The sequence below is a fragment of the Streptomyces pactum genome (assembly GCF_016031615.1).
In the GTDB taxonomy this organism is placed as follows: Bacteria; Actinomycetota; Actinomycetes; order Streptomycetales; family Streptomycetaceae; genus Streptomyces; species Streptomyces pactus.
The window spans coordinates 176,332-201,864 of record NZ_JACYXC010000001.1 but is presented as its reverse complement, the minus strand read 5'-3'; the positions used below and the strand labels follow the sequence as shown (position 1 = coordinate 201,864).

17 protein-coding genes and 3 pseudogenes are annotated in these 25,533 nt (G+C 76.3%); 12 read left to right on the top strand and 8 right to left on the bottom strand.

From position 1 onward, the window contains the following. Positions 1-372: 372 nt before the first annotated feature. Positions 373-1,782 carry a benzoate/H(+) symporter BenE family transporter gene (locus IHE55_RS00780; RefSeq protein WP_232265397.1) on the bottom strand — a complete coding sequence of 470 codons (1,410 nt, stop codon included), beginning with the start codon at positions 1,780-1,782 and terminating at the stop codon, positions 373-375. Positions 1,783-2,314: 532 nt separating this feature from the next. Here IHE55_RS00780 and IHE55_RS00775 point away from each other — a divergent pair. The 7 genes from IHE55_RS00775 to IHE55_RS00745 all read left to right on the top strand — a co-directional run bounded on the left by IHE55_RS00775 (position 2,315) and on the right by IHE55_RS00745 (position 9,681). Continuing rightward, a complete protein-coding gene (locus IHE55_RS00775) occupies positions 2,315-2,962 on the top strand; it encodes a nucleoside/nucleotide kinase family protein (RefSeq protein ID WP_372442596.1) in 648 nt (215 codons plus the stop codon). Positions 2,963-3,176: 214 nt separating this feature from the next. Continuing rightward, a complete protein-coding gene (locus IHE55_RS00770; RefSeq protein WP_197987232.1) occupies positions 3,177-3,899 on the top strand; it encodes a hypothetical protein in 723 nt (240 codons plus the stop codon). A 433-nt stretch (positions 3,900-4,332) separates the two neighbouring features. Further along, positions 4,333-4,641, top strand: coding sequence for a hypothetical protein (locus IHE55_RS00765; RefSeq protein ID WP_197987231.1), 309 nt, complete (start codon positions 4,333-4,335; stop codon positions 4,639-4,641). Between the two features lie 305 nt (positions 4,642-4,946). Further along, positions 4,947-6,200: a SpoIIE family protein phosphatase gene (locus IHE55_RS00760; protein WP_307826850.1), complete on the top strand. Its 1,254-nt coding sequence runs from the start codon at positions 4,947-4,949 to the stop codon at positions 6,198-6,200. 334 nt (positions 6,201-6,534) lie between these two features. Further along, positions 6,535-7,272, top strand: a complete 738-nt coding sequence (locus tag IHE55_RS00755; RefSeq protein WP_197987229.1) for a dienelactone hydrolase family protein — start codon at positions 6,535-6,537, stop codon at positions 7,270-7,272. 143 nt (positions 7,273-7,415) lie between these two features. Further along, a complete protein-coding gene (locus IHE55_RS00750) occupies positions 7,416-8,249 on the top strand; it encodes an isocitrate lyase/PEP mutase family protein (protein WP_197987228.1) in 834 nt (277 codons plus the stop codon). A 313-nt stretch (positions 8,250-8,562) separates the two neighbouring features. Next, positions 8,563-9,681, top strand: a complete 1,119-nt coding sequence (locus IHE55_RS00745; protein WP_232265396.1) for a serine hydrolase domain-containing protein — start codon at positions 8,563-8,565, stop codon at positions 9,679-9,681. Positions 9,682-9,872: 191 nt separating this feature from the next. Here IHE55_RS00745 and IHE55_RS00740 read toward each other — a convergent pair. Both IHE55_RS00740 and IHE55_RS00735 read right to left on the bottom strand, forming a co-directional pair. After that, a pseudogene (locus IHE55_RS00740) lies at positions 9,873-10,440 on the bottom strand (GNAT family N-acetyltransferase). Between the two features lie 166 nt (positions 10,441-10,606). Further along, entirely contained in the window at positions 10,607-10,942 is a 336-nt protein-coding gene (locus IHE55_RS00735; RefSeq protein WP_197987227.1) for an ArsR/SmtB family transcription factor, read from the bottom strand. A gap of 150 nt (positions 10,943-11,092) precedes the next feature. Between IHE55_RS00735 and IHE55_RS00730 the strand changes: the two genes are divergently transcribed. Next, positions 11,093-12,478: an MFS transporter gene (locus IHE55_RS00730; protein ID WP_269671514.1), complete on the top strand. Its 1,386-nt coding sequence runs from the start codon at positions 11,093-11,095 to the stop codon at positions 12,476-12,478. Between the two features lie 383 nt (positions 12,479-12,861). On the opposite strand, the pseudogene IHE55_RS00725 reads toward IHE55_RS00730, so the two are convergent. Next, positions 12,862-13,215, bottom strand: a pseudogene (locus IHE55_RS00725) (YybH family protein); the annotation flags it as partial. 110 nt (positions 13,216-13,325) lie between these two features. On the opposite strand from IHE55_RS00725, the gene IHE55_RS00720 reads away from it, so the two are divergent. Next, on the top strand, positions 13,326-14,333 hold the full coding sequence (locus IHE55_RS00720) for a LysR family transcriptional regulator (RefSeq protein WP_197987226.1): 1,008 nt from the start codon (positions 13,326-13,328) through the stop codon (positions 14,331-14,333). Between the two features lie 306 nt (positions 14,334-14,639). Here IHE55_RS00720 and IHE55_RS00715 read toward each other — a convergent pair whose 3' ends face one another. The 4 genes from IHE55_RS00715 to IHE55_RS00700 form a co-directional block, all read right to left on the bottom strand. Then, positions 14,640-15,632, bottom strand: a complete 993-nt coding sequence (locus IHE55_RS00715) for an NAD-dependent protein deacetylase (protein ID WP_197987225.1) — start codon at positions 15,630-15,632, stop codon at positions 14,640-14,642. 425 nt (positions 15,633-16,057) lie between these two features. Beyond that, positions 16,058-16,573: a lytic polysaccharide monooxygenase auxiliary activity family 9 protein gene (locus IHE55_RS00710; RefSeq protein ID WP_197987224.1), complete on the bottom strand. Its 516-nt coding sequence runs from the start codon at positions 16,571-16,573 to the stop codon at positions 16,058-16,060. A 1,066-nt stretch (positions 16,574-17,639) separates the two neighbouring features. Further along, on the bottom strand, positions 17,640-18,584 hold the full coding sequence (locus IHE55_RS00705; protein ID WP_197987223.1) for an aminoglycoside phosphotransferase family protein: 945 nt from the start codon (positions 18,582-18,584) through the stop codon (positions 17,640-17,642). 102 nt (positions 18,585-18,686) lie between these two features. Beyond that, complete coding sequence (locus IHE55_RS00700; RefSeq protein WP_197987222.1) at positions 18,687-19,271, bottom strand: MarR family winged helix-turn-helix transcriptional regulator; 585 nt, start codon at positions 19,269-19,271, stop codon at positions 18,687-18,689. 97 nt (positions 19,272-19,368) lie between these two features. On the opposite strand from IHE55_RS00700, the gene IHE55_RS00695 reads away from it, so the two are divergent. From IHE55_RS00695 to IHE55_RS00685, 3 genes and pseudogenes are all read left to right on the top strand, one after another. Then, the gene (locus IHE55_RS00695) at positions 19,369-20,478 is read left to right on the top strand and encodes an epoxide hydrolase family protein (protein ID WP_197987221.1); all 1,110 of its coding nucleotides are present in this window, start codon (positions 19,369-19,371) and stop codon (positions 20,476-20,478) included. Positions 20,479-20,966: 488 nt separating this feature from the next. After that, complete coding sequence (locus tag IHE55_RS00690; RefSeq protein ID WP_307826431.1) at positions 20,967-24,125, top strand: amidohydrolase family protein; 3,159 nt, start codon at positions 20,967-20,969, stop codon at positions 24,123-24,125. A 369-nt stretch (positions 24,126-24,494) separates the two neighbouring features. Continuing rightward, positions 24,495-25,356, top strand: a pseudogene (locus IHE55_RS00685) (GNAT family N-acetyltransferase). The last annotated feature ends 177 nt before the right edge of the window (positions 25,357-25,533 follow it).

Sequence of the window (25,533 nt, the reverse complement as noted above, 5' to 3'; positions counted from 1 at the left end):
GCCGGGAACCGGAACCCTTCCCGCCCCAGTTGTGCGGGGCGGTCCGCGCACCGCCGGGCCCCGGGCGGGGCGGGTCCGCGGCGGTGGTCACCGGCCGGACCCGGCAGCCGGACCTGCGGCCGGCGCGCGGAGGTGGCCGGCAGCGGGCGGCGGGCGAGCCGGTCCCCGTTCCGTTCGGCCACCTGCGAAGGAGGAGGCGGGGAGGGGCGGTTCCAGCGGCTGAAGCGGCTGGTCCGGATCGAGCAGCGTGCCCCCGCCGTCCGGGGAGTGGCCGCCGCCGGCATCCCGCCCCGCCCCTGGCCCGGGTGGGCCGCGCGAACACCAGGGACCGGTGGAGCCGGAGCATGCCCGACGCCTCCGATGCGCCGCGGTTCAACCCCGGCCGGACGCGGTACCGCGGCGGCGGGTGAGGACCAGATGCGCCGTCATCCCGAAGACCAGCCCCCAGAACGCCGACCCGATGCCGAGGAGGGTGACCCCGGACGCGGTGGCCAGGAAGGTGATGAGCGCGGCCTCCCGGTCCTTCTCCTCGGCGACCGCCCCGCCGAGCCCGCCGGCGAGCGCGCCGAACAGGGCGACACCGGCGACAGCGGCCACCAACTCCTTCGGCAGCCCCGTGAAGAACAGCACCAGGGTGGTCCCGAACGCCCCGAAGAGCAGGTAGAACGCCCCGCACGCCACCCCCGCCACATAGCGGCGGCCCGGGTCGCGGTGAGCCTCGGGCCCGGTGCAGATCGCCGCCGTGATGGCCGCGAGGTTGACCGCATGGGACCCGAACGGCGCGAACACCGTGGAGACCAGCCCGGTCGAGCCGATCAGCAGCCGGTCGTCGGGCCGGTACCCGGACGCCCTGAGCACCGCCAGGCCCGGAGCGTTCTGCGAGGCCAGCGTCGCCAGAACCAGCGGAACGGCTATCCCGACGAGCGAGGCGACCGAGAACTCGGGCACGGTGAGCACAGGCCGCGCCAGTTCCACGCTCCCCCACCGGACGTCCATCCGGGAGGTGGCGGCGGCCGCCACCACGCCCGCCGCCAGAGCGGCCAGAACCGCGTAGCGCGGCAGCCACCGCTTGCCGAGCAGATAGGCGACCAGCACCGCCCCGGCGATCCACGGCGCGGTCCGCAACGACGTGAACGCCCCCGCCCCGAACGAGAACAGGATCCCGGCGAGCATCGCGGAGACCACCGCCGCCGGCACCTGCCGCATGAGCCGCCCGAACACCCCCACCGCCCCGACCAGGGCGATCACGACTCCGGTGACCACGAACGCCCCCACCGCCTCCGCGTACCGGTAGTCCCCGAGGCTGGTCACCAGCAGAGCGGCACCCGGCGTGGACCACGCGGTGATCACCGGAGTCCTGGTCCACAGACTCAGCCCGATACAGGTCAGACCGCTGCCCACCGACACCGCCCAGATCCACGAACCGGTCCGGTCCGGGTCCAGGTGCCCGGCCGACGCGGCGGCCAGCAGGATGAGCAGCGGCCCGGAGTAGGAGACCACCACGGCCACGAACCCGGCCAGGACCGCGGAGAGGGAGAGGTCGCGCAGCAGCCCCCGGTGGGCCGGGAATGTGCCGGTGCCGGCCGGTGGCGTGCCGGTGTCCGCCGGCGGCGGGTCGGCGGCGGCGCGGCCGGAGCCGGGGGTGGTACCGGGTTCGTTGCTCTCGAAGCTCACAGTGATGTCCTTGGCGGCGTGCTGGTGGTGCCTGCGCCCGGGGGTGGGTGCCGGACGGCCGGAGGCGTCCCGCACCCGCCGCCGGGCAGGCATGTCGATCGGTGACATGCTGACCGGTCAGCCGCCCGGTGGTGCGCTGTTCGATCAGACTTTCCACACCGCGGACCGGCTCCGGCCGTCCGCCGTGCGTGCGGGCCGGCGGCGCGGGTACCGGATGCCGGGCAACGGGCAGTGCCGGACGCACCGGATGCCGGACGACAGGCAGCGGCGGGTGCCCGTCGGCCGGGCGCGGGACGGCCCACGGGGACCACCGCGACGCGGCACCCGGCGGGCGGCGTCGGCAGGTGCCACCGCGCGGTGCCGCCCGCCGTAGGCACCTCCGGTGACCGGGCGGCCCCCGGAGGCAGGGCCACGGCGGTGAGCGGGACGGTGGGCGGTAACGTCGGCGGGAGGACGACGTCGAGCGCTGCAGCGCCCCATGGGTGCCATCCAGGAGCCGCCACATGAACACCGCGAGCCCCACCGGCCCCGATTCCGGCCCCCGGCCCTGGCCCCGATTCCGGCCCCCGGCGACGGGCGTCCCCGCGGCATCGGGCGGGACCGGACCCCGGCGGATCCGGTACGCCGCGCCCGCCGGCTCGTGGTCCCGGGGCGGCGGGCGATCCTGGGCATCGCCGGACCGCCGGGCTCGGGCAAGTCCACCCTCGCCCGGCGCCTCGCCGCGGCACTCCCCGGGCAGGCCGTCGTCGTACCGATGGACGGCTTCCACCTGGCCGGCGCGGAACTGGAACGGCTGGGGCGCCAGGACCGCAAAGGGGCACCGGACACCTTCGACGCCGCCGGATACGTGGCGCTGCTGCACCGGCTGCGCGAGGCGGTGGACGAGTGCGTGTACGCGCCGGAGTTCCGCCGGGAGATCGAGGAACCGGTCGCCGGGGCGATCCCCGTGCCGGCCCGGGTGCCGCTCGTCATCACCGAGGGCAATTACCTGCTGCTCGACGACGGACCCTGGGCGCGGATCCGGCCGCTGCTGGACGAGGCGTGGTACCTCGCGCCCGACGAGGAGACCCGGATCGACCGGCTGATCCGCCGCCACGTCGCCCACGGCCGGTCACCGGAGGCGGCCCGTGCCTGGTCGCTGGGCACCGACCAGCGCAACGCCGACCTCGTCGCGGCCACCCGGAACCGGGCCGACCTCGTCCTCACCCCGCCCCCGCCGGAGCCGCACCGGGCCACGCCCGGCCCCGCCGCGGCGCCCGCCCCACCGGCACGGCACGACACGCCCTGAACGGCCGCGGCCCGCCGCAGCCCCACCGGCCGGCCCCGCCCCTCCCGGGCGGCGGGGACCGTGACTTCCGGCCCGCGATCGGCCGAAGACGGTCTGGTGCATACAGGTATTCAGCGGATGGAATGCCTACGCATCGCCCGCCGGGCGGTGCGCACCGTCGCTCTTCCCACGGCCGCCCGCCGGGCGCCCGTGGCCGACGACCAGGAGTACGGACTTGCCCCGCACCTCGCGACTTCGCGCCACACTCCTCGCTCTGGCCGCCGGGGTGGCCGCCGCCGTGTCGGCAACCGCCCCGGCCGGCGCCGCCCCCGTCGCCACACCCGCGGCACCACCGGCCGCCACCGCCAACGTCGGACCCGTCGTGGTCAACATCACCGGCCTGGGAGGCGGCCCGGCGAACATCGCGGGCGGCGCCGCGGTCGCCAACTACCTCCAGCAGGCCGCCGAACTCGGGTTCAGCAACGCGCAGTGCCGGATCACCGAAGGGCCGGTCCTGCAGCACGTGACCGGCAGCTACTACAACGCCATGGTCAAGGGCACCTGTTCGGGCGACCCGGTGTCGGGCACCCCGACCCGCAGCCTCAACCGGCTGATCGGATCGGAAGGCGAACACATCAGCACCGTGTGGAACGTCCCGCCGGGCTACCGCGTCGAGGGCAGTCTCGGGCAGGTGTACATGTCCCCGCGCGAGGGGACTGTGCCGCTGTACCACTGCGTCGTGCGCAGGGACAACTTCCTGTCCACCGACGTCAACTGCGAGGGCCAGACCTACGTGACCCGCCTGGGCTGGATCCACCCGAACCAGCCGTCCGGCGTGGGCACGCTCCCGCTGATGCGGTGCCTGGTCGGCAGCCACCGGGAGTTCTTCGAGTCCAACCAGACCAACTGCGAGGGCCAGGCGTCCGGCGGCCAGCTCGGCTGGATCTCCACCGGCTGACCCGCCCCGGCCCGCCGGCGGCCGGCCCGCACACCCGGCGGGCCGGCCTCCGGCGGGCTCCACCGTCCGGAACGAGGGGGACGACGGCGCTGAGCACGAAGGGGTCCCGGCGCATCACCGTGGGCGGGAGGTGCCGGGGATCTGGTGGTGCGAGGTCCGCGCGGTGCCCGCCCTGGCGGCGACCGTGGTGGCCGTCACCGCGGTGGGCCTCGCGGCCGGGAACGCCGGGCTGCCCGTGCCCGTCCTCACCGGCCGGTCCGGGACCTTCCGGGACCTTCCTCGTCGGCCACCTGATCACCGTGCTCCCGGCCGTCGTCCTGCTCCACGGAACGGGACGCGGGGACCCGCGCGCCGAGAGCCTCGCCTGCCGGCGCCTCCCCGCCCGGGACACCGCCCTCGCCCTGGCCTCGCCGCCGGCGGGGCCGGTCTCGGCGTGCTCGGTCACACCGCCCTCGCCGATGACATCGCCCTGCTGCTGGGCCGGAACATCGCCGCCTACGTGGGCCTGGCCCTGATCATGCCGCCCTTCCCCGGCCACCGGGCCGCCTCCGTCTGCCCCGCCGCCGTGCCCGTGGTGTGCGCCGCGACCGGCTGGACGGCGAGCGGCCGGCCGCAGCCCTGGGCGTGGATCCTCCAACCCGCCGGCTCCCCGGCCGGCGCCGCCCTGGCCGCCGTCACCCTCATCACCGGCCTGCTGGTCGGCCTGCGCCACCCCGTCCGGCCCGCGGCCGGGAACACCTGACCCGGCGGCCGGCCCACCGGGCAGGTCCGCGCCGTGCCGGGGCCGCGCCCGGCACCACCGCGCCGGGGCCGTGTGCTCCTGCGGGGCCACGGCCCCCGCCGGACGGCGTGTGCTCCCCGACCGCCGGCAACCCCGCGCCTACCGTGGGCGGTGATGAGCGAGGCGACGCCGTGAACCCCGACGAAGCCCCGGCCGGGCCGGCGGGCCCGGGGCGTCCGCCCGGGCCGGGCGCGGGGCATGCGCACGGGCCGGGCGCGGGGCGACCGTCCGGGCCGGGGCCGCGTCCGGACGACAGGCCGGAGGGCATCGCCGGACGGCTCGGCACACCGGCCGAGGTGAAGGACCGGCTCCAGGGGCTGCTGTCGGCGGTCCTGGCCATCGGCAGTGACCTGGATCTGCCCACGGTGCTGGACCGCATCGTGTCCACCGCCATGGACCTGGCCGGCGCCCGCTACGGCGCGCTCGGCGTCCTGGCTCCCTCCGGTGACCACCTGGAGGAATTCATCACCGCGGGCCTCTCCGACGAACAGCGGGCGGGTCTCGCCGGCGTCGAGTTCCCCCACGGGCGCGGTGTCCTCGGCCACCTGATCCGCCACCCCGAGCCGCTGCGGGTGGACGACATCCCCTCCCACCCCGCGTCGGTCGGCTTCCCGCCCGGCCATCCGCCCATGCGGACCCTGCTGGGCGTGGCGATCACGGTCCGCGGTGAGATCTACGGCGACCTGTACCTCTCCGAGCGCCACGACGGCCGGCCCTTCGACGAGAACGACGAGGAGATCGTGCGCGCGCTCGCCGGAGCGGCGGGCATCGCCATCGAGAACGCCCGCCTGTTCGGATACATGCGCGACAGCGCCGAACAGTTCCAGCGACTGCTGCTCCCCACGCTGCCCCGCCTCGCCCCGTTCTCCGGCGCCGCCGTCTACCGCACCGCCGCCGAACCGGCCGGCGTCGGCGGCGACTGGTACGACGCCGCCGTCCTGCCCGACCAGGCGTGCGCGGCGGTCATCGGTGACGTGGTCGGCCACGACCTGCACGCCGCCGCCGCGATGGCGCAGGCCCGCAACATGCTCCGCGCCCTGCTGTACGACCGGAGAACCCCACCCAGTGCGGTGCTGACCCGGCTCGACCGCGCGGTGCACGCCATCACCGACCTGCCCGTCACCACCGTGTGCCTGGCCAGGATCGAACCCGCCGCCGGGGGGTGGACCCTGCACTGGAGCACCGCCGGCCACCTGCCGCCCCTGATCGTCGGTCCCGACGGCCGCACCACCTACCTGGACGCCGACCCCGGCATCCCCCTGGGGGTCGACCCCGACGTGCACCGCCCCGACCACACCCACCCGCTGCCCGCGGGCACCACCGTCCTGCTCTTCACCGACGGTCTCGTCGAACACCCCGGGCACTCCCTCGACGACCGCCTCGCCGTCCTCGCCGGCCTCGCGGCCGCCCACGCCACCCGGCCCCTGGACGACCTCGTCCGCCTCCTCGCCGACCACCACCCCAGCGACGGCCACGACGACATGGCCGTCCTGGCCATCCGGACCCCCGCGGCGCGCTGACCGACCTTCCGCTCCCCGGCGCCGAGGCCCCCCGGGACGGACCGGGAGCGTGCCCGGCCGCCGCCAGGGCGCGGGGTGGCCGTACGGCCCCCGGAACCGCCGGCACCGGACCGGAGCGGCGGCGCGGGCACCCGCCCGGTGGGCTACGCTGTGCGGTCATGAAGACCGGGACGGCCTCGCGCCACACACGGACAGGTGACCCGGTGCTCCGCTGAGCGCCACGCGGGCCGGTGCGTGCCCGCTCTCCGACCGGCGGCCCCACGCCGCCGCGCGGGCCCCGCCTCCGTCGTGCTGATCACACGTCCGATGGATCAATCACGACAGGATGAGGTTCATGCCCACCACGACCCTGCGCATCCCCACCGCGGACGGCCACGCCGACGCCTTCGCCGCCTTCCCCGGCCACGGCGAGCGGCACCCCGGGGTACTGATGTACCCGGACGGCTTCGGCATCCGGCCCGTACTGCGGGAGATGGCCCGCGAACTGGCCGGCCACGGGTACTACGTACTCGTCCCCAACTTCCTCCACCGGCACGGCCCGGCGCCGGTGGTCGACCTTCCCGGACACATCGGGGAGGAGGCCCGGCCCGCGCTGATGGCCCGGCTGATGCCGCTGATCGAGGCGTACACCGCCGACCACGCACGGCGCGACGCCGATGCCTGGCTCACCTTCCTCACCACCCGGCCGGAGGTCGCCGCCGGACCGGTCGCGGTGACCGGCTACTGCATCGGCGGCCTGCTGGCGGTACGTACCGCCGCGGCCCACCCCGGACAGGTGGCCGCGGTCGCCGCGTTCCACGCCCCGGTGGGCGCGGACGGGCCCGATGCCCTCACCCGGATCTCGGCCCAGGTCCACTTCGGCCACGCCGAGAGCGACCTGACGTCCGAGGACCTGGACCGGCTCAACCGGGACCTGGACGCCGCGGGGGTCACCTACACCTCCGAGATCTACCCCGGCACCGTCCACGGGTTCACCATGGCCGACACCGACGCCTTCGACCCGGACGGACTGCGGCACCACTGGGACCGCCTGCTCCCCCTCCTGGACCGCGCCCTGCGGCCCGGGCGGTGAACCGCCACGCCCCGCGGGAGTGACCCCGCCGCCCGTCGCCCGCCCGCCCAGGACGCGGGCGGGCGGCGGGCACCGGTCACAGCGCCGCGATGATGTCGGATTTCTGCCAGCGGGCCCCGGGCGCAGGGTGTTTCACTCTCCGCATGCTCTCCACGCAGCCCGACAAGGCCACGCTCTTCCGCTCCCTGCACACCCCCGCCGCGCCCCTCGCCCTCGCCAACGCCTGGGACGTCGCCAGCGCCCGGGTCATCGAGGCCGCGGGCGCCCCCGCGATCGCCACCACCAGCGCCGGCGTCGCCTGGTCGCTGGGCTCGCCGGACGGCGACGCGCTCACCCGCGAGAGGGCCCTGGACCTGATCTCCCGGATCAGCGCCGCGGTGACGGTCCCGGTCACCGCCGACATCGAGGGCGGGTACGGGCAGAGCGCGGACGAGGTCGCCGAAACCGTCGCCGGGGTGATCGCCGCCGGAGCCGTCGGAGTCAACATCGAGGACGGCACCCGCCCCGCGGAGGAGCTCGCGGCACGGCTGACCGCCGCCCGGCGGGCCGCCGACCGGGCGGGCTGCCGCCTCTTCCTCAACGCCCGGGTCGACACCTACCTGTTCGGCCTCGGCGACCCGGAGACCCGGCTCGACCAGACCCTGGACCGGGCCCGCAGGTACATCGACGCCGGCGCCGACGGCATCTTCGTCCCCGGGGTCACCGACTCCGCCACCGTCGCGGCGCTCGCCGACGGCATCTCCGTACCGCTGAACGTCATGGCCGGCCCCGGCGCCCCGACCGTCACCGAACTCGGCGCGCTCGGCGCGGCCCGCGTCAGCCTCGGCTCGGGAGTGGCCCAGGCCGCGTACGCCGCCGCCCGCCGCGCCGTGCGGGAACTGCTCACCGCCGGCGACTACGGCTCGCTCGCCGACGGCATCGCCTTCCCGGAACTCAACGGGCTGCTCGCCGCACCGCGCGGCGCCGAAGCGCGCTGAGGCGCGTCCGGCCGGCCCTCAGGGGTACCGCGATGGCCCGCCGGCCCGTGGGATACCGCGATGGCCGGCCGGTCCGCGCTGGGAGTGCCGCGGTGGACGGCCGGTCCGTATGGGACGCCGCGGCGGCCCGGGCGGGGCGACTCCCGCCCTCCCGCCCGACGACGGGGCGCGCCCCGTCGCGACACCGGCGCACGGCGATCGCCGCGCCGCGGCCGCCGGGCCGCGGCCGCCGGGCCGCTCCCGCCCACCTCCGCTCTCCCGTCCCCCGTGGGGGAGGTTGTTGCCGACGAATCGCTCATCAAGGGATGGCCGTATGAATTTCGTACATCGGGCGCTGGTCACCGCGACGACGGCGCTGGTGCTGATCGCGGCCCCGGCCGCCGTTTCGGCGGCGCCGCGGCAGGCGGACCGCGCCGGGCTGCAGGAACAGCTGGACCACGTCGTGGCCACCGCCGCGGTGGGCGCACTGGCGGAGGTGCGTGACGAGCACGGTGTCTGGCGGGGCACCGGCGGAGTCGCCGAACTGGACACGACACGACCGGTCCCGGCCACCGGTACGTTCCGGGCCGGCAGCATCACCAAGACGTTCGTCGCCACCGTTGTCCTGCAACTGGTCGACGAGGGCCGGCTGGGACTGGACGACCCGGTCGAACGGTGGCTGCCCGGAGCCGTCCCGGACGGTCACCGCATCACCGTCCGGCACCTGCTCAACCACACGAGCGGGGTGTACGACTACCTCAACACCCTGCCGATGCCGCCCGGGCAGGCGTTCCTCGCCAACCGGTGGCGGACCTGGACCGCGGACGAGCTCGTGCGGCGCGCGGTGGCCCATCCGCCGTCGTTCGACCCCCCGGGATCGGATTACGCCTACTCCAACACCGGCTACCTCCTGCTCGGCCGGATCATCGAGGAGGCCACCGGCCGGCCGTACGGTGCGGAGATCACGGCCCGGATCATCCGGCCCCTGGGACTGACCGGCACCTCACTGCCGGGCGCCTCCGTGCGCATCGGCGGGCCGCACCCGCACGGCTACGTACCGATCGAGCAGGCCGACGGGGTGGTGCGCCTGGTCGACTACACGGAGATGAACCCCTCCGTGATGGGCGCGGGCGGCGAGATCATCTCCACGACCGGAGACCTCAACCGGTTCACCGCCGCGCTGCTCGGCGGGCGCCTCCTGCCCCGCCACCTGATCGACGCGATGAAGACACCGGGCGTCGAGGGCGGCACGTACGGGCTGGGACTGGCCTGGCGCGACACCTCGTGCGGGGTCCGCGTCTACGGCAACGACGGCGACGCCCTGGCGTACCAGGCCTGGACGTTCGCCACGGAGGACGGGCGCCGCCGGGTCACGGTCGCGCTCACCCCCGACTTCCGCGGCGACCCCGACGACGCGGTCGACGCGCTGATGGACACGGCCTTCTGCGGCTGACTCCCGGCGCTGTCACCCCGGCACCGCCGTCCCCGGCACCGTCACTCCGCGCGCCGCCGTCCGGGGGCCGGGCCGGGGGGCCGGCGCCCCGCCGGACCGCTCGCCGCCGCCGGTCCCGCGCACGGGCGCCGCGCTCGCCCGCGCCCGGGGCCGGCTCCGCCCGACGGAACGGTTCACCTGGCGACGGGACGTCACCGCAGCGGCGGGCGCGGGTGCACGGCCCAGTGCTCGGCGGCGGTGATGCCGAGCACCACGACGTCGTGGTGACCACCGGCGAAGAACTCGTGCTGGCGCAGCCGGCCCTCCTCGACGAAGCCCAGCCCGCGATGGAGGGCGATCGAGGCGTCGTTGAAGGCATGAACCTCCACCTCGCACTTGTGGTAGCGCTGCTCTCCGAACATGTAGGTGAGGAGGAGACCGGCCGCCTCGGCCGCGTAACCCCTGCGGCGGTACGCGCGGCTGATCCCGATGCCCATCCTGAACCGGCCCGCACAACTGTCGGTCTCTCCGACGGTCACCGATCCGGCGAACGCCCGGTCGGCCAGCGACTCGACCACCAGGCGGAACGCTTCGCCTCCCGGCGGGCGCCCGGCCCGCTCGGCGGTCCAGGCGCGGAAGCCCTCCGCCGAGCGGGGAGGGGTGACCAGGCCGGCGTTGCGGACGTCCAGGGTGTTCCGGGCCAGGTCCTGGAAACCCTCCCAGTCCTGCGGCTCGACTCCCCCGCAGGCGCACCTTCTCACCGGTCCACATGTCGCTCATCGCCCCACCGCTCCGGACACCGGGTGCCGGCGCCGACGGCCGCGCACATCGAAGGCGTCACCTTAACGGCGTGGCGGAGGCCCCCGCCGGGCCGGCGCCGCTCCGGGCTCCGGGGCACGTCGCGGGCGCGCACCGGCCGCCGGGGCACCCGGCGCCCGGCCCGGACTCACGGCGGGTCGCCGGCCGGTGGCCCGGGCGCGACGAGGCGGAGAATCGGGTCGAGCAGGCCGGGGAAGCGGTCGCCGAGGTCGTCGGCGCGTACCCGGATCCGCCGGTGCCGGCCGTCGACGGTCATGGTGATGACCCCGGCCTCCCGCAGGATGCGCCAGTGGTTGGTCAGCGTCGATGCCGGCACCTCCAGGCCGTCGGCGAGCGCGGCGCAGGTCGATCCGGGGTGACCGCGAGCCCGTCGTACCAGCTCCAGGCGTACCGGATCGCCGAGCGCGTGCAGTACGGGCGCGAGTGACAACGACTCACGCGAGGGCTGGGGCAGTGAACGCATGCCCCCATGATGCACTATTCGACAGTTCGGGATTATCGAACTATCGTCGTCGCTCCGCAAACACGGGAGGGAACGACGGTGACGTTGCAGGAGAGCACGACCGCGGCGGGATCGGACGGAGGGGTGCCCGGCCGCCCAGGACGGGGGAGACTGCTGGCCGTGGCGTGCCTGGGGCAGTTCATGGTGCTGCTCGACAGCACCATCGTCGGCGCCGCCCTGCCCGACATGCAGCAGCGGCTGCACCTCCAACTGTCCGGCCTGCAGTGGATCGTCGACGGCTACGTGCTGCTCGTCGCCATGCTGCTGCTGTCCGGTGGTGTCTTCGCCGACCGCTTCGGCCGCAGGCGGATGTTCCTGACCGGGGTCGCCGTGTTCACCGCCGCGTCCGTCCTGTGCTCGGTCGCCCCCTCGCTCGGCTGGCTGATCGCCGGCCGGGTGGCGCAGGGCGTCGGGGCAGCGGCACTGAGCCCTGCCTCGCTGGCCCTGATCGCCGCCGCTCATCCGGTCCCGCACGAGCGCGTCAAGGCGATCGGGCTGTGGGCCGGTTTCAGCGGTATCGGCCTCGCCGCCGGCCCGGTGGCCGGGGGCGTTCTGGTGGAGGCGTTCGGCTGGCCCGCCATCTTCCTGGTGAACGTGCCCATCGGCGCGGCCCTGCTGCTGGCCGGCCGGCACGTGCTCGCCGAGTCCCGCAACCCGGACGCGCCCGCGCTCGACGTGCCGGGGACGCTGCTGTCGGTGCTGGGCGTGGGGGCGCTGGCGTACGGGCTCATCGAGGGCGGGGCCCGGGGCTGGACCTCCCCGGTGGTCCTGGGCGGCTTCGCCGCCGCGGTGGTGATCCTCACCCTCTTCGTCGCCGTCGAGGCACGGGCCGCGACACCGATGCTGCCGCTGCGGCTGTTCCGGCAGCGGTTGTTCACGGTGTCCAACGCGGCCATGCTCCTGGTGGGCTTCACCCTCATGGGCTCCACCTTCTTCTTCTCCCAGTTCTTCGTGACCGTCCAGGGCAGTTCGACCTTGGGCGCGGGTCTGCGGACCGTCCCGGCCACCCTCGCCATGGTGGTCGTCAGCCCGTACGCCGGCCGGCTCGCCGCCAGGCACGGCTTCCGCGTCACGGTCACCACCGGCCTCGCGCTGGCCGGCCTGGGGCTGCTGGCGCTGGGCTTCGTGCACGCGGACACCGGTTACGCGAACGTGTGGTGGCGGCTGGCGATCGTCGGCGTCGGCTTCGCCCTCACCATGTCCCCGCTGACCGGCGCCGCCATCCAGGCGGTCGACCCGCGGGAGGGAGGTCTCGCCTCGGGCGTCAGTAGCACCGCCCGGCAGATCGGCGCACTGCTCGGCGTGGCCGCGCTCGGCGCCGTCGTCCGCACCAGGCAGTCCGGCGGCGCGTCCTTCGAGGCCGGCCTCGCCACCGCCTTCACCGCGGCCGGTGCCGTCGCCCTGGCCGGCGCGGTGTGCACCGGCCTGTGGCTGGTGCGGTCCGGCCCCGCGGAGCAGCCCCCCGCGCCCTCACCGGAGGCCACGACGCGGCCCTGACATGCCGGTCGGCCCCGGCGGGCCGCCACCGGCCGGGGTGCGGACGGGCCCGGGGGACCCGTCCGCGTCCGCGGCCCGCCGGCCGTGCACCGCGGGGCGCTCGGCACCGCAGGGGGCGGACAGGCGGACCGGACACCCGGCTGCCGGCCGTGCGCGGGGCCGGCGAGAGCGGCCGGTGTGACAGCCCCCGCCCGAGGCGGGCCGCGGCCGGCCCGAACCACCGCGCCCCGCCCCGGTGCACGGTGTGCGGGCCGGCTCCGCGCCGCGGCCGCCCGTCTGCGCCGCACCCCCGTCGGCGGCGAAGGCCGAGCCTTCGCCGCCCCCGACCTGGGCCGGGGCGGACGGCGGGGGTCGGCGGGCCGGCGGATCAGCGGGTGGCGGGCGGGGGTGAACTCCGGCTGGTCGAGGAGGCGGAGCCAGCTTCCGTCGGGCTGGCGCCGGACGACCTGGGCCCGCGCTCCGGCGCCGTCCTTCGGCGGGGTCGAGGTGAGGGCGATGTCGCCGCTGATCAGCGTGGGCAACGGCGTCTCGAATTCGAAGCGGGGGCCGCCGGCCAGCACCTTGGCCCACAGGTCACGGATCGCCTCCCGGCCCACGGTCAGCCGGCCGGGCGGGTAGGCCAGGACCGCGTCCTCCTCGTAGAGCGCGGCGACCCCGGCCGCGTCACCGGCGTTCGACCGCTCGACGAACAGGCGGGTGATGTCCTCCGGCCGCATGGCCTTCTCGTACTCCGGCATCGGTGCTCTCTCCCTCACAACGCTTTCCGGGATTCCGGCTTCCCCCAGCGTCGTCTCCTCCTTTCCAGAAGTCCAACAGATGGATCTTATGGGAACTAGAATGTGCAGTCATGGAACTGAGGCAGCTGGAGTACTTCGTCGCGGTCGCCGAGGAGCGCAGCTTCACCCGGGCCGCGGAGCGGGTGCACATCAGCCAGTCCGGGGTCAGCGCCCAGATCCGCCAGCTGGAACGGGAACTCGGTGCCGAGCTGTTCGACCGGTCGGCGCGCACCGTCACCCTCACCGTGGCCGGTGAGACGGCCCTCGAACACGCCCGCGCCGCACTCGCCGCCGCCGGCGCGGTCGGCCAGGCGGTGGGGGAGGTGGCCGGCCTGATCCGGGGCCGGCTCACCGTCGGGATGGTCACCGGCTGCACCATCACCCCGCTGTTCGACGCCCTCGCCGCGTTCCACCGGGCACACCCCGGCGTGGAGATCTCGCTGCTGGAGGACGGCTCCGACCGGCTCGTCGAGGCGGTGCGGTCCGGTGCGCTCGACGCGGCGCTCATCGGGTCCGGCGCCGCCGTCCCCGACGGTTTGGAGGCGCTCACCATCATCAGCGAGCGGCTCGCCGCGGTGGTCCCGCCCGGGCACCCCCTGGCGCGGCGGCCGCACGTCACCCTGCGGGACGTGGTCGACCAGCCGATCGTCTGCATGCCACCCGGCACCGGTCTGCGCACGGTGTTCGACCAGGCGTGCGCCGCCCAGGGCCTGAAGCCGGTGATCGCCCTCCAGGCCAGCGCCGCGGACGCCATCGCCGGTCTGGCCGCCCGCGGGCTCGGCGTCGCCGTGCTCAGCCACACGATGGCCGCGGGCCACCGCGACCGGCTCACCGTGCGCACCATCGACGACGTCCCGACGCCCGCCCTGCTCGCCCTGGTCTGGAGGCCCGCGCCCCACCCCGCGCTGCGCGCGTTCCTCCGGCACGGCCACGAGGCGTTCGGCGGGGCCGGCCCGGGGGACGGCGGCCCCGGCAGCACCCCGGCCCGTGGCGCGGCGCCCCGGACGGTCGCGGGGGAGACCGGTGACCGGGCGTCCGGCGCGCCGTCGTGCACCGGCGCCTCCGCCGACCGGATGTGATCCCCGGCCGGCGCCGCCCGGTCAGGCCGGCAGCGCGCGCCGCGCGCGTGGCGGGGGGCGTTCACCGGCGCCCGGCGGCACGCGGCGGAACCGTCGTCCGCCCGGCCCGGGATCCCGCGGCCGGCGCCCGCGGACCGGTGGCCGGGGTCTGCAACCGGCCGGGCCCGGAACCGGCGGGCCCGGCCGGCAGGGCCGCCTGTCCACCCCGCGGCAGGTGGCCGGGCCCGCCGCCGCCCTGTCCGGCCGCTGAGGGCTACGGTCCGGGCCGTGCCCCGGGAGCACGGCCGCTCAGCGGCCTGACCGGCCCTACCCGGGGATTCCCGGACCCGTCGGCGCCGTCGGCGCCGCGGCACCGCCCGCCGTACCGGCCCGCTGGGCGGCCCCGGTCCGGCCGGGCCCCCGGTCCTCCGTCCCGTCGTCGAGCGGGACGCCGAGCCGGTCGGCCACGGTGGTGAGGGCTTCGCCCAGGGGGAGGGCGACCCGGGTGCGGGCGTGCTGATCCCCGCGGGTCGGGTCCCGGTTGATGATCAGTACGGGGGTGCCGGCCGCGGCTGCCTGGCGGACGAACCGGAGTCCGGACATCACCGTCAGCGAGGAACCGAGGACCAGGACCGAGGCCGCCCGGCGCACCAGCTCGCGGCAGTACTCGACCCGCGGCGGGGGCACGGCTTCGCCGAAGAACACCACGTCCGGCTTGAGGATGCCGCCGCACGCCCCGCACGGCACCACGTGGAAATCGCCGACCTGCTCGTCGGTGAGGTCGGCGTCGCCGTCCGGGTTGATCCCCGCGGGCACCGGGTCGAAGCCCGCGTTGGCCTCCTCCAGACGCCGGGCGAGGTCGCGGCGCGCTGTGCTGGCGCCGCAGGAGAGACAGACGACCCGGTCGAGGCTCCCGTGGAGTTCCACCACCCCCTGGCTGCCGGCTGCCTGGTGCAGGCCGTCCACGTTCTGGGTGATCGTGCCCGTCAGCAACCCGTGCCGCCCGAACGCCGCCACGGCCCGGTGGCCGGCGTTGGGGCGGGCGCGGTGGAAGGCGCGCCAGCCGAGATGGCTGCGGGCCCAGTACCGGCGCCGGGCCCGGGCACTGGAGGTGAACTCCTGGTACGTCATCGGCGTGTGCCGGCTCAGGCTCCCGCCCTCGCCCCGGTAGTCGGGGATGCCCGACTCGGTGGAGATGCCCGCCCCGCTCAGCACCAGCACACCGCCCGTGCCCAGGGCCTCGACGACCGGCCCCACCTCCGTGGTGCCCGGGGGCAGGTCCGCCGGGGGAGTCCAGCTCAGGGTGGGGCGTATGCGCATGCCGCCCAGCGTACGGTCCGCGGCACCCGTTCCGGCAGCCCGTCGTGGTCCCCGCGGCCGGCGGCGCCGGCCGCCCATGCCGTCCGGGGTGCCCGACGCGGGCCCCGCGCCCCCGCGGTCACGGCGCCCCCGCGGCTACGGCGTCCCGGTGGCCATCGCGTCCCCGCGGTCACGGCGTCCGGCGGCCACCGGCGTGCCGTGGCCGCCGGGCGGGGACGGCGGCACCCGCCGGCCGGTCACGGGCCCGCCCCACCGGTGACGGAGCCCGCCGGGCACCCGGGGTGCCGTCCCAGCCGGGCGGTCGGCCCCCGGTCCGCGCCGGGGCCCGGGGCGCCGGTGCGGCGGCACCGGAGGTCGGTGGCCCGCCGCACCGGCGCACCCGGTGGGCCGGACCCGTGCCGGCCGGGCCCGGCCCCGGGGAGGGGTCAGCTGATGTTGACGTCCACGCAGGCGTAGAAGGCATTGGCGGTGTCCGCGATGTTCCAGATCGCCAGCACCTTCTGCTTGCCGGAGAAGCCACCGAAGTTCACCTGGTGCGTGACGATCTCACCGGGCCGCGCACCGCCGTCGTTGAACTCGGCGATCTTCGTCCCGCCGATGTAGTACTGCCAGGTGCTGGTGGCGTGCCGGGCCGTCAGCCGCCACTGGAAGCTGGTGGTGCGGCTGACCGGGGTCACCCTCCAGCCCTTGGCGTCGTTGTCCAGCTCGGCGAAGGCCGCGTTGCCCCCGCTGCAGCTGCGCAGGCCCTTGCGCCCCTCGACGCTCTGCGGCTCGTACTTGATCGGGCCGCAGGGGACGACGCCGGCGGCGCACTGCGCCTGACGGCTGGGCGGAGAGGAGATGTAGCCATGACCCTGCGCCGTCCCGGAGGACAGGCCGACCGCCAGCAGCGGGGCGATGCCCGCTCCCAGAACCACGGCCAGCTTCTTCTTGCTCTTCATGCCTACTCCTTGGTGGGGGGAGGGGGAGGAGGTGACGGTCGCGTACGGATGGACCGCCGCCCCACCACCCCGCCGCCGCACCCGGCAGGGACCGTCCGGGGGAGGCCGTCCGTCCCGCTCGATCGCTTGGTCCAGACCATAGGGGCGAGGGTTGAGGGGTCAAGGGGCCGGAAGTGGCGCCGGCGCGGGGCAGGGCGCTTTCCCGCCACCCTTTCCGAACGGCCGTGCGGCGACGCGCCGTGACGTGTCCGCCCGTGAGGCCGCCGCCGCGACCCGCCCGGCGGCGACGCGGGCACCGCCGGGGGTGACGCGCGTCATGGCCGCGCTGATCGGCCCCTTTGGAAGCCGGATGGGCAATCCCTGCGGTCGCCGGGGGCCGGTCCGCCGCGGAGCCGCCCGCCAGTACCCCCGTCACCGCCCGGCACCTGCCCCGCTCCGGGTCGTGCCGGGGCCGGGAGCCGGCCGACGGCACATTGGGCCGAAATTCAACCCTCCGCCGTCCGCGGAACGGTGTTCCGGCCGCCGGCCGCCGGCCGCCGGCCGCCGGCCGCAGGGCGCGGGGCGCGGGGCGTCCCGTTCTCCATCGTGCGCCCGGCTCCGTGGCGGCCGGCCGCTCCTTCCGCCGGTGAACGCGCCGGTCCCGGGGAGTGCCTGCGGGCTCTCCCCGGGGGGCCCGGCAGGGCCGGGAGGACCCGGCCTCCCCGCCTGGCAGATGTGCGGGCGGTGGCCCTTCCCGCCGCCACCGCCCGCGGCTGCCGCCTGGGCCGTCGGGGCGGCCCCCGTCAGCGCCGCCGCGGTCAGTACCGGCACCGCGGCCCGCCGCAGGGCCGTGTGCTCATGTCTCATTGCGCCGTCCGGAACTGGTCGGCTCGCGAGCACGCATCTACTCATCAGATGCAGGCAAATGCATACGAATCATCTGGCGTCATGTCACGATATGCCGACCGCCTCGCTCCGTATCGACACGCACGGGCCCGCTGCCCCCTTGTCCCGTACCGCCTCGCCCCTCGGGCAGGGGAGCGGGCCGCCTGCCGGTACCGGCAGGCGGCCGTCCGCCGGGTCGCGGTCACTCCTGGGGCAGTCCGGGCGCGGCCCGGCGCAGCAGGGTTCGTGCGATGGCCACCTGGGCCGGTTCCAGCGTCGCCTTGCCGTCCTCGACGTCCCACAAGGCGTTCTGCAGCACCCGCCCGAGGGTCCAGCCGATCGCCCGTCGCCGGTCCAGGCCGAGGGCCTCGGTGAGCAGGTCGAAGCGGAACAGTACGGTGCGGGCGACATCGCCGCCGGCCACCACCTGCTCCCACCGGTTGTCCAGCGCCGGCAGCAGGTCGAAACCCGGGTCCCCGGCCAGCGGCTCGGGGTCGATGGCGAGCCACGGCTCCCGCTCCCCGGCGAGCACGTTGTCCTCGTGCAGGTCCCAGTGGAGGAGGCGGTCGCCCGGCTCGTCGATCAGCTCGGCCACGGCGGAGGCGCAGATCCGTACCAACCGGCGCTCCTGGGGGTCGCACAGCGCCCCGGCGGTGTACGGGGCCCGGTCGAGCATGGCGGCGGCGATGCCGGACAGCGGGCGCAGGCCCTCGGGGGCGGGCGCCGAGGTCAGCCGGGCGAGCAGCCCGGCCAGCACCGGCAGGGTGCGGCGGTCGTCGGCCAGCGAGGACAGCGGGCGGGAGGCGTCCAGCCGCTCCAGCACCTGGGTGCCCGACGCCTCGTCGTGGTCGAGCAGCCGCACCGCCCCCGCGCCCCGCCAGGTCCGCAGCCCGGCGACCACGCCGGAGGTCTCCTCGCGCGGCTGCTGGAGCTTGAGGACGGCCGGTGTGCCGTCGGCCCGGCGGACCGGGAGGACGAGCGAGGCCATGCCGTGGGCGGCGGGGCCGTCCGGGCTCAGCTCCCAGCGGTCCAGGAACTCGGCGCCGAGCCGGAGCAGGCGGGCCAGCCAGGCGCACGCCCCGGCGTCGCCGGCGCCGTAGGACGCGGCGAACGCGTCGGGGATGTCGATGGGGGAGGTCGTGGGCATGGGTGGATCTCCTTCGCCGGAAGCGGATTCGTCGGATGCGCGGGACGAAGGAGGAGGCGGAGGGGCCCGTGCCGCGGGCCGGTGTCAGAGCATGCCCCGACCCTACCCGGGCGCCGCCGGGCGGGAGGGGCGTGCCCGGTCACCTGGCGGGAACCGCCCCGGGGGCGTGCGGTCGGGGCGGGGGCGCGATGCGGCGCGGGTGGGGAGGGTCACCGTCCGTCGTGCGGGTGGGGGGTGCGGGGGGCGGTGGTGCTCGGTCAGTGTGGTGAGCAGGCGGGTGAGTTCGTCCTGCTGGGCGGGGCTGAGCGGGGCGAGGAGTTCGCGCTGGGCCTCGGTGATGAGGGTGTCGAGGCGCTCCAGCCGGCGACGCCCGGTGGCGGTGAGGGAAATGACGTTGCGGCGGCGGTCGGCCGGGTCGGGTTCGCGGCGGACGCAGCCGGCGGCCGCGAGTTCGTTGAGGACGGCGACCATGTCGCTGCGGTAGATGCCGGTGCGGCGGCTGAGTTCGGCCTGGCTGGCGGCGCCGGCCTCGGCGAGCGTGACCAGTACGGCGAAGTGCCACTTGTGGGCCCCTTCGGCGGCCAGGCGCTCGCCGACGAGCCGGTCGGCGACGGCCGCGGTGCCGGCGAGCAGACGGCTGGGGATGCCGCGCAGCCGGGACGGGGTGGATTCGGGGGTCGGGCTCATCGGTTCCTCCGCCTCTTGTGTTAGTGCCACTAACAGTCTAGCTTCGTTAGTGCCACAAACGTTTATGTCGCTAACGAATTGCATCCGGAGTGAAGACGTGATCAAGCCGTTCCGCATCGACATCCCGCAGGCCGACCTCGACGACCTGGCCGACCGCCTCTCCCGCACCCGCTGGCCCGACGAGCCGGCCGGTGCCGGATGGGACTACGGCTTCCCGCTGGCCCGGCTGAGGGAGCTCGCCGAGCACTGGCGCACCGCCTACGACTGGCGGAGGCACGAGGCCGAGCTCAACGAGCTTCCGCACTTCACCACCGACATCGACGGCCAGACCATCCACTTCGTCCACGTCCGCTCGGCGAGGCCGGACGCGCCCGCGTTGCTCCTCACCCACGGCTGGCCCGGTTCGTTCCTGGAGTTCCTCGACGTGATCGAGCCGCTGTCACGCGACTTCCACCTGGTCATCCCGTCCATCCCGGGCTTCACCTTCTCCGGGCCGACCCGGGAGCGCGGCTGGGACGTCGTCCGGGTCGCGCGGGCCTGGGCCGAACTCATGCGCCGGCTCGGGTACCGGCGCTACGGCGCGCAGGGCGGCGACTTCGGCTCGGGCATCTCCCTGGCGCTCGGCGCGGTGGCACCCGAGCAGGTCATCGGGGTGCACGTCAACTACCTGCCGACCCGTCCGGACCCGGACGCCGGTGTCGAACTGTCCGCGACCGACGAGGCCCGGCTGGACAAGGTCCGGCAGCTGATGGCGAACCGGCCCCCGTACCAGGCGCTGCAGGCCACCACCCCGCAGACCATCGGCTACGCGCTGACCGACTCCCCGGTGGCGCAGCTGGTCTGGATCGCCGAGCGCTTCGCCCACTGGACCGACCCCCGCTCGCCGGTCCCCGACGAGCGGATCCTCACCAACGTCTCGCTGTACTGGCTGACCGCCACCGCGGCTTCCTCGGCACGCCTGAGCCGGGAGAGCCCGCGGCGCACGGAGCCGTGCCCGGTCCCGCTCGGCGTGGCGGTGTTCGCCCACGACATCACACAGCCGGTGCGACCGCTGGCCGAGCGGCTGTACGACATCAGGCACTGGTCGGAGTTCGAGCGCGGCGGCCACTTCGCCGCCATGGAGGTCCCAGGCCTGCTCGCCGGTGACATCCGGGACTTCTTCCTCGCCCGCGTCGCCGACGACCGGCCGGCCGCCCCCGGTGACTGACCCCGCGGGCCGCGTACCGCGGCGGACACCGGCTCGCCCCTCGCCGCGAGGCCGCCCACCGTGCCCCGCGCCGCCCCCGGCCTGCATTCCGCGCCGCGTGCGGCCTGCGCCCGGGGCCGGCCACCCACCGTGCCCGGCCGGCCGGAGGCCCGGCCGCCCTGCCCGACCGCACCGGCCGCCCGCCGCCCACGGTGGACGCGCCACGGGGTGCGCCGTCCGGGGTCACCCGCCGTACACGCCGATTGCGTCACGCGGCGGGCGGGGTAGGCATCCTCCCTGCGCCACACCCGTCGTACGGGCCCTCCGCTCCCGCCCGCGCCCGCGTCCGTCCCGGACCGCTCCCGGGCCCGGCCGCCCGGGCGCCGGTCCGCCTCCGCCCTCCCACCGCCGTGCCCCTGGAGAACCGTTGGAGCCCACCGACACCCGGCCGGCCGACCCCCACCGCCCGGGCACCGCCCCGGCCGTCTCCCCGCCGCCGGTTCCTCCAGGTGACCGCCGGCACCGCCGCCGTGGCGGGCACCGCCGTCCTGCCCCCGGCCGCGGCGGCCGCCGCGCCGCGCCGCCGGGTCACCCTGACCTTCACCGCCGCGACCAACGGCGCCGCCACCCTCGCCCCTTCGGGGGACCGGCTGGTGGCCGAGGTGCAGAGCGTGCTGTGGTCCGTCCCCCGGGAGGGCGGGGACGCCACCCCGCTCACCCCGGCGGGTCTGGAGCCCACCCGCCCGGTGTTCTCCCCCGACGGGACGCTGATCGCGGTCTGCGCGTACCGGGGCGGCGGCTTCCACCTGTGGACGCTGCGGCCGGACGGCTCGGACCTGCGGCAGCGCACCGACGGCCCCTGGGACGACCGGGGACCGGCCTGGTCGCCGGACGGCACCCGGATCGCCTTCTCCTCCGAGCGGGGCGGCGATCCGGCGGCCGGCAGCCCGTACCGGGTGTGGGTGCTGGACCTGGCCGGTGGCGGGCTCACCCGGCTCACCGGCCTGCCCGGTCAGGACGGGCCGCTGCAGGACGGCGCCTGGGAGGACTTCGACCCGGTGTGGTCGCCGGACGGCGGGCGGGTGCTGTTCGTCCGGGGCAGGCCGGCCCCGACAGCGCCCGGGGCCCGGCCCGCGCTGGAGGCCCGGACCATCGCCTCGGTGGCCGCCGACGGCGGCGGACCGGTACGCGTCGAGTACACCGGGCCGGCGGCCGCGCAGGTCATGACGCCGGCCGTGTCGCCCACCGGCCGGCTCGCCCATCTGCGGACCACTCCGGCGCCCGAGGCCGGCTGCACCCTCGTGGTGGACGGCACCGCGGTCCCGGTGCCCGGAGACGTGGCGCCGGTGCCGCCGCGCTGGATCTCCCCGGACGAACTGCTGCTGACGGTGGACGGGACGTTCCGGATCGTCCGGCCCGGGGCGCCCGGCACCGCGGAGGAGATCCCCTTCCGGGCGGCCCTCCCGATCGACCGCCCGCACCACCCGGTCAAGCGGTACGACACCGGCACCGGCGGCGTACGGCCGCTCCGCGCGGTCCACCTCCCCGCCCTCTCGCCCGACGGCCGGCAGGTGGCCTTCGCCGCGCTCAACTCCCTGTGGGTCGCCGGCACCTCCGGCGGCGCCGCCCCGCGCCGGGTGGTGCGCGCCGGCCCCACGCGCTACCTGCTCGCGCCGAGCTGGACGCCGGACGGCCGGGGCCTGGTCTACGCCGACGACCGCGACGGGCTGCTCGCGGTGCACCACCGCGACCTGGTCTCCGGCACGGAGACCGTGCTGGCCTCCGGTGGACGCGTGCAGCCGGCGCTGTCCCCGGACGGCACCACCCTCGCCTGCCTGGACATGTCGGGGAACCTGCTGGTCCGCGAGCTCGGCACGGGCCGTGAACGGACGCTCGCGGCGCCGCTGACCGGCGGCGGCCTGCCCGGCCGGCCGAGCTGGTCCCCGGACGGCCGGTACATCGCGCTGTGCGACCGCAACCAGCTCAACCGGCGCTTCCGCGAGGGGTACCACCTGATCCGGGTGGTCCGCACGGCCGACGGAACGGACCGGCGGTACCCGCTCGCCCCGCACCTGTCCCTCTCCGACCGCTACGACAGCGGCCCGGTGTGGTCGCCCGACGGCCGCCACCTGGCGGTGATCGCCGAGTCAGCGCTGTGGCTGCTCCCGGTGCGCCCGGACGGCACCCCCGGCGGCGCGCCGCGCCGGCTGACCGACGAGGCCGCCGACCACCCCTCCTGGGCCGGCGACTCCCGCCGCCTGCTGTACCTGTCGGCCGGCCGGCTGCGGCTGCTGGACGTGGGGGACGGCACGGTGCGCACCGTACGGGTCGCGCTCGACGTCCGGCGGCCCACCCCGCCGGACACCGTCGTCCACGCCGGGAGGTTCTGGGACGGCACCGGCGACGAGGTCCGCCAGGACGTCGACGTCCTGGTACGCGGCGGCCGCGTCGCCGCCGTCGAGCCGCACCGGGCCGCCCGGCCCGCGGCCCGCCGCGTCGACGCCGCGGACCGCACCGTGCTGCCGGGCCTGTGGGACGCGCACACCCACACCCGGCAGTACACCTACGGCGGCCGCCAGACCGCGCTCCAGCTCGCCTACGGCATCACCACCGCGGTCTCCCTCGGCGGCTCCTGCTACGAGCAGGCCCGCATCCGGGAAGCGGTCGCGGCCGGAGCGCTCGCCGGCCCCCGCCTGCTCACCAGCGGCGAACTGCTGGACGGGCCCCGCGTCGCCTACAGCATGGGCCGGGCGCACCGCACCCGCGCCGGACTGCGCCGCTCACTGTCCCGCGGTGCCGCGCTCGACTGGGACTTCGTCAAGACCTACGTGCGCGCCCCCGGCTGGATGATGGAGGAGGCGGCCCGCTTCGCCCACGAGCGGCTCGGCGTGCGCAGCGGCAGCCACCTGTGCTCTCCGGGCGTCCAGCTGGGCCAGGACCTGACCACGCACCTGCAGGCCACCCAGCGCCTGGAGTACGGGCACGCCACCACCGCCGCCGGCCACGCGTACCAGGACGTGGCCGAGATCTACACCGGCGCCGGCGGGCCCGGCGGTCCGGGCACCGGCTTCCACCTGATCGCCACCCCGTTCACGGCGCTGCCGCTGCTCGGCGCCGATCCCGCGCTGGCCCGGGACGAACGGGTCACCCGGCTGATGCCGCCCTGGGACACGGAGTTCGTCCGCCGGACCGCCGGACGGCCGCCCACCGACGCACAGCTGGCCACGCTGGGCCGGGAGATCGGCGTCTACCGGCGGATCCTGGCCGGCGGGGGCCTGGTGGCCCTGGGCACCGACGCCCCGCTGGTCCCGGTCGGCCTCCACCTCCACCTGGCCCTGCGGGCGCTGCACCGGTACGGGCTGACGGCCGCCGAGGCGCTGCGCACCGCGACGGTGCTCCCGGCACGGGTGTTCGGCGCCGACCGTGACCTGGGCACCCTGGAGGTGGGCAAGGTCGCGGACCTGGTGGTGGTGGACGGTGACCCGTTCGAGGACTTCGGCGCCCTGGTGCGCACCGTCACCGTCCTGCGCGCCGGGACCCGGTACGAGCAGCGGGACCTGGTCCACGCGTTCCCCGCCGCCGGCGATGTGCTCGGGGCGGCGGCACGGCAGTGGCTGGAGGTGGGCCGGACACTGCGCGAGGACGCCTGCTGCGACACCGACGCCTGACCACCGACCTCGACCGCTTCCTCTCCCGGGCCGGGGAATTCCTGCGGTCCCGCCCCGCCGCGCACACCGTGCCCCTGACGGTGACCGAGGCGCTGCGCACCCGCGGAGCGGGCGCGTACGGCGCCGAAGCGCCCGTCTTCGGCCACCTGGAACGGGGGCCGCGGGGAGAAACTCGCCGGGGTCGCGCGGAGAAAACGGCCCCCCACGGCCCCCGCCGCCCCCGCGGTGCCGCGGCCCCCGCACCCGGCGGCCACCGCCCCCCGCCGCCCCGGCCCCGGAACCCCGGTGGCGGAGAGCGGCTGTGCACCGGAGGTCCTCGCCCCGCGGAAAATCGCGGGCACACGCCGGCGGCCCACGCGACGATGGATCATGCTCACGGACGACGACTGGCGCATCACCACCGACCTCGACCGCTTCCTCTCCCGGGCCGGGGAATTCCTGCGGTCCCGCCCCGCCGCGCACACCGTGCCCCTGACGGTGACCGAGGCGCTGCGCACCCGCGGAGCGGGCGCGTACGGCGCCGAAGCGCCCGTCTTCGGCCACCTGGAACGGGCCGGGGAGGTCCGCGCGGCCTTCTTCCGCACCCCGCCCCCGCCGCCTCTACCTCACCTCCCTCACCCCCGATGAGGCCGGCACCCTCGCCGCCCGCCTGGCCGGACTCGTCCCCTCCCTCCCCGGTGTCACCGCGGACCACGGGACCGCCACCGCCTTCGCCGGCGCCTGGCAGCGGCACACGGGCGCGACACCGGCGCTCCGCGAGCGGGAGCGCCTCTACCGCCTCGGCACCCTCACGCCCCCGCGGCCCCGTCCGGCCGGCCGCCACCGCCTCGCCACGGAGCGGGACCGCGAGCGGCTGATGCGCTGGCACCGTGAGTTCGTCACTGCCGTCGGCGGAACCCCCGCCGCGGACAACGGCCCCTGGGCGGACACACGGATCGCCGCCGGGCGCGTCACGTTCTGGGAGACACCGGACGGCACCTCCGTCGCCATGGCCGGTCTGACCCCGATGGTCGCCGGCCAGATCCGGGTGACACCGGTGTTCACCCCGCCCCACCAGCGCGGCCGCGGGTACGCCGCCGCCGTGACGGCCGCGGTGAGCCGGGCCGCGCTGGCGGCGGGCGCGGAAGAGGTCCTGCTCTTCGCCGATCTGGCCAACCCCACCAGCAACGCCCTCTACCGGCGCCTCGGCTACCGTCCGGTCGCCGACTTCGCCGTGTACGACTTCTCGTAGCGCGGCGCGGCACGTCCGGTCACGCCGTACGTCCGGTCATGCCGTACGCGCGGTCACGCGTACGTCCGGTCACGCCGCGCGTCCCTCCCGGCCGCGCGCCCAGCCGCGGGAGTCCGACGGCCCGGGCCACGGCCACCGAGGGGATGACCCCGATGGCCGTGACCGGCCCGGGTCCGG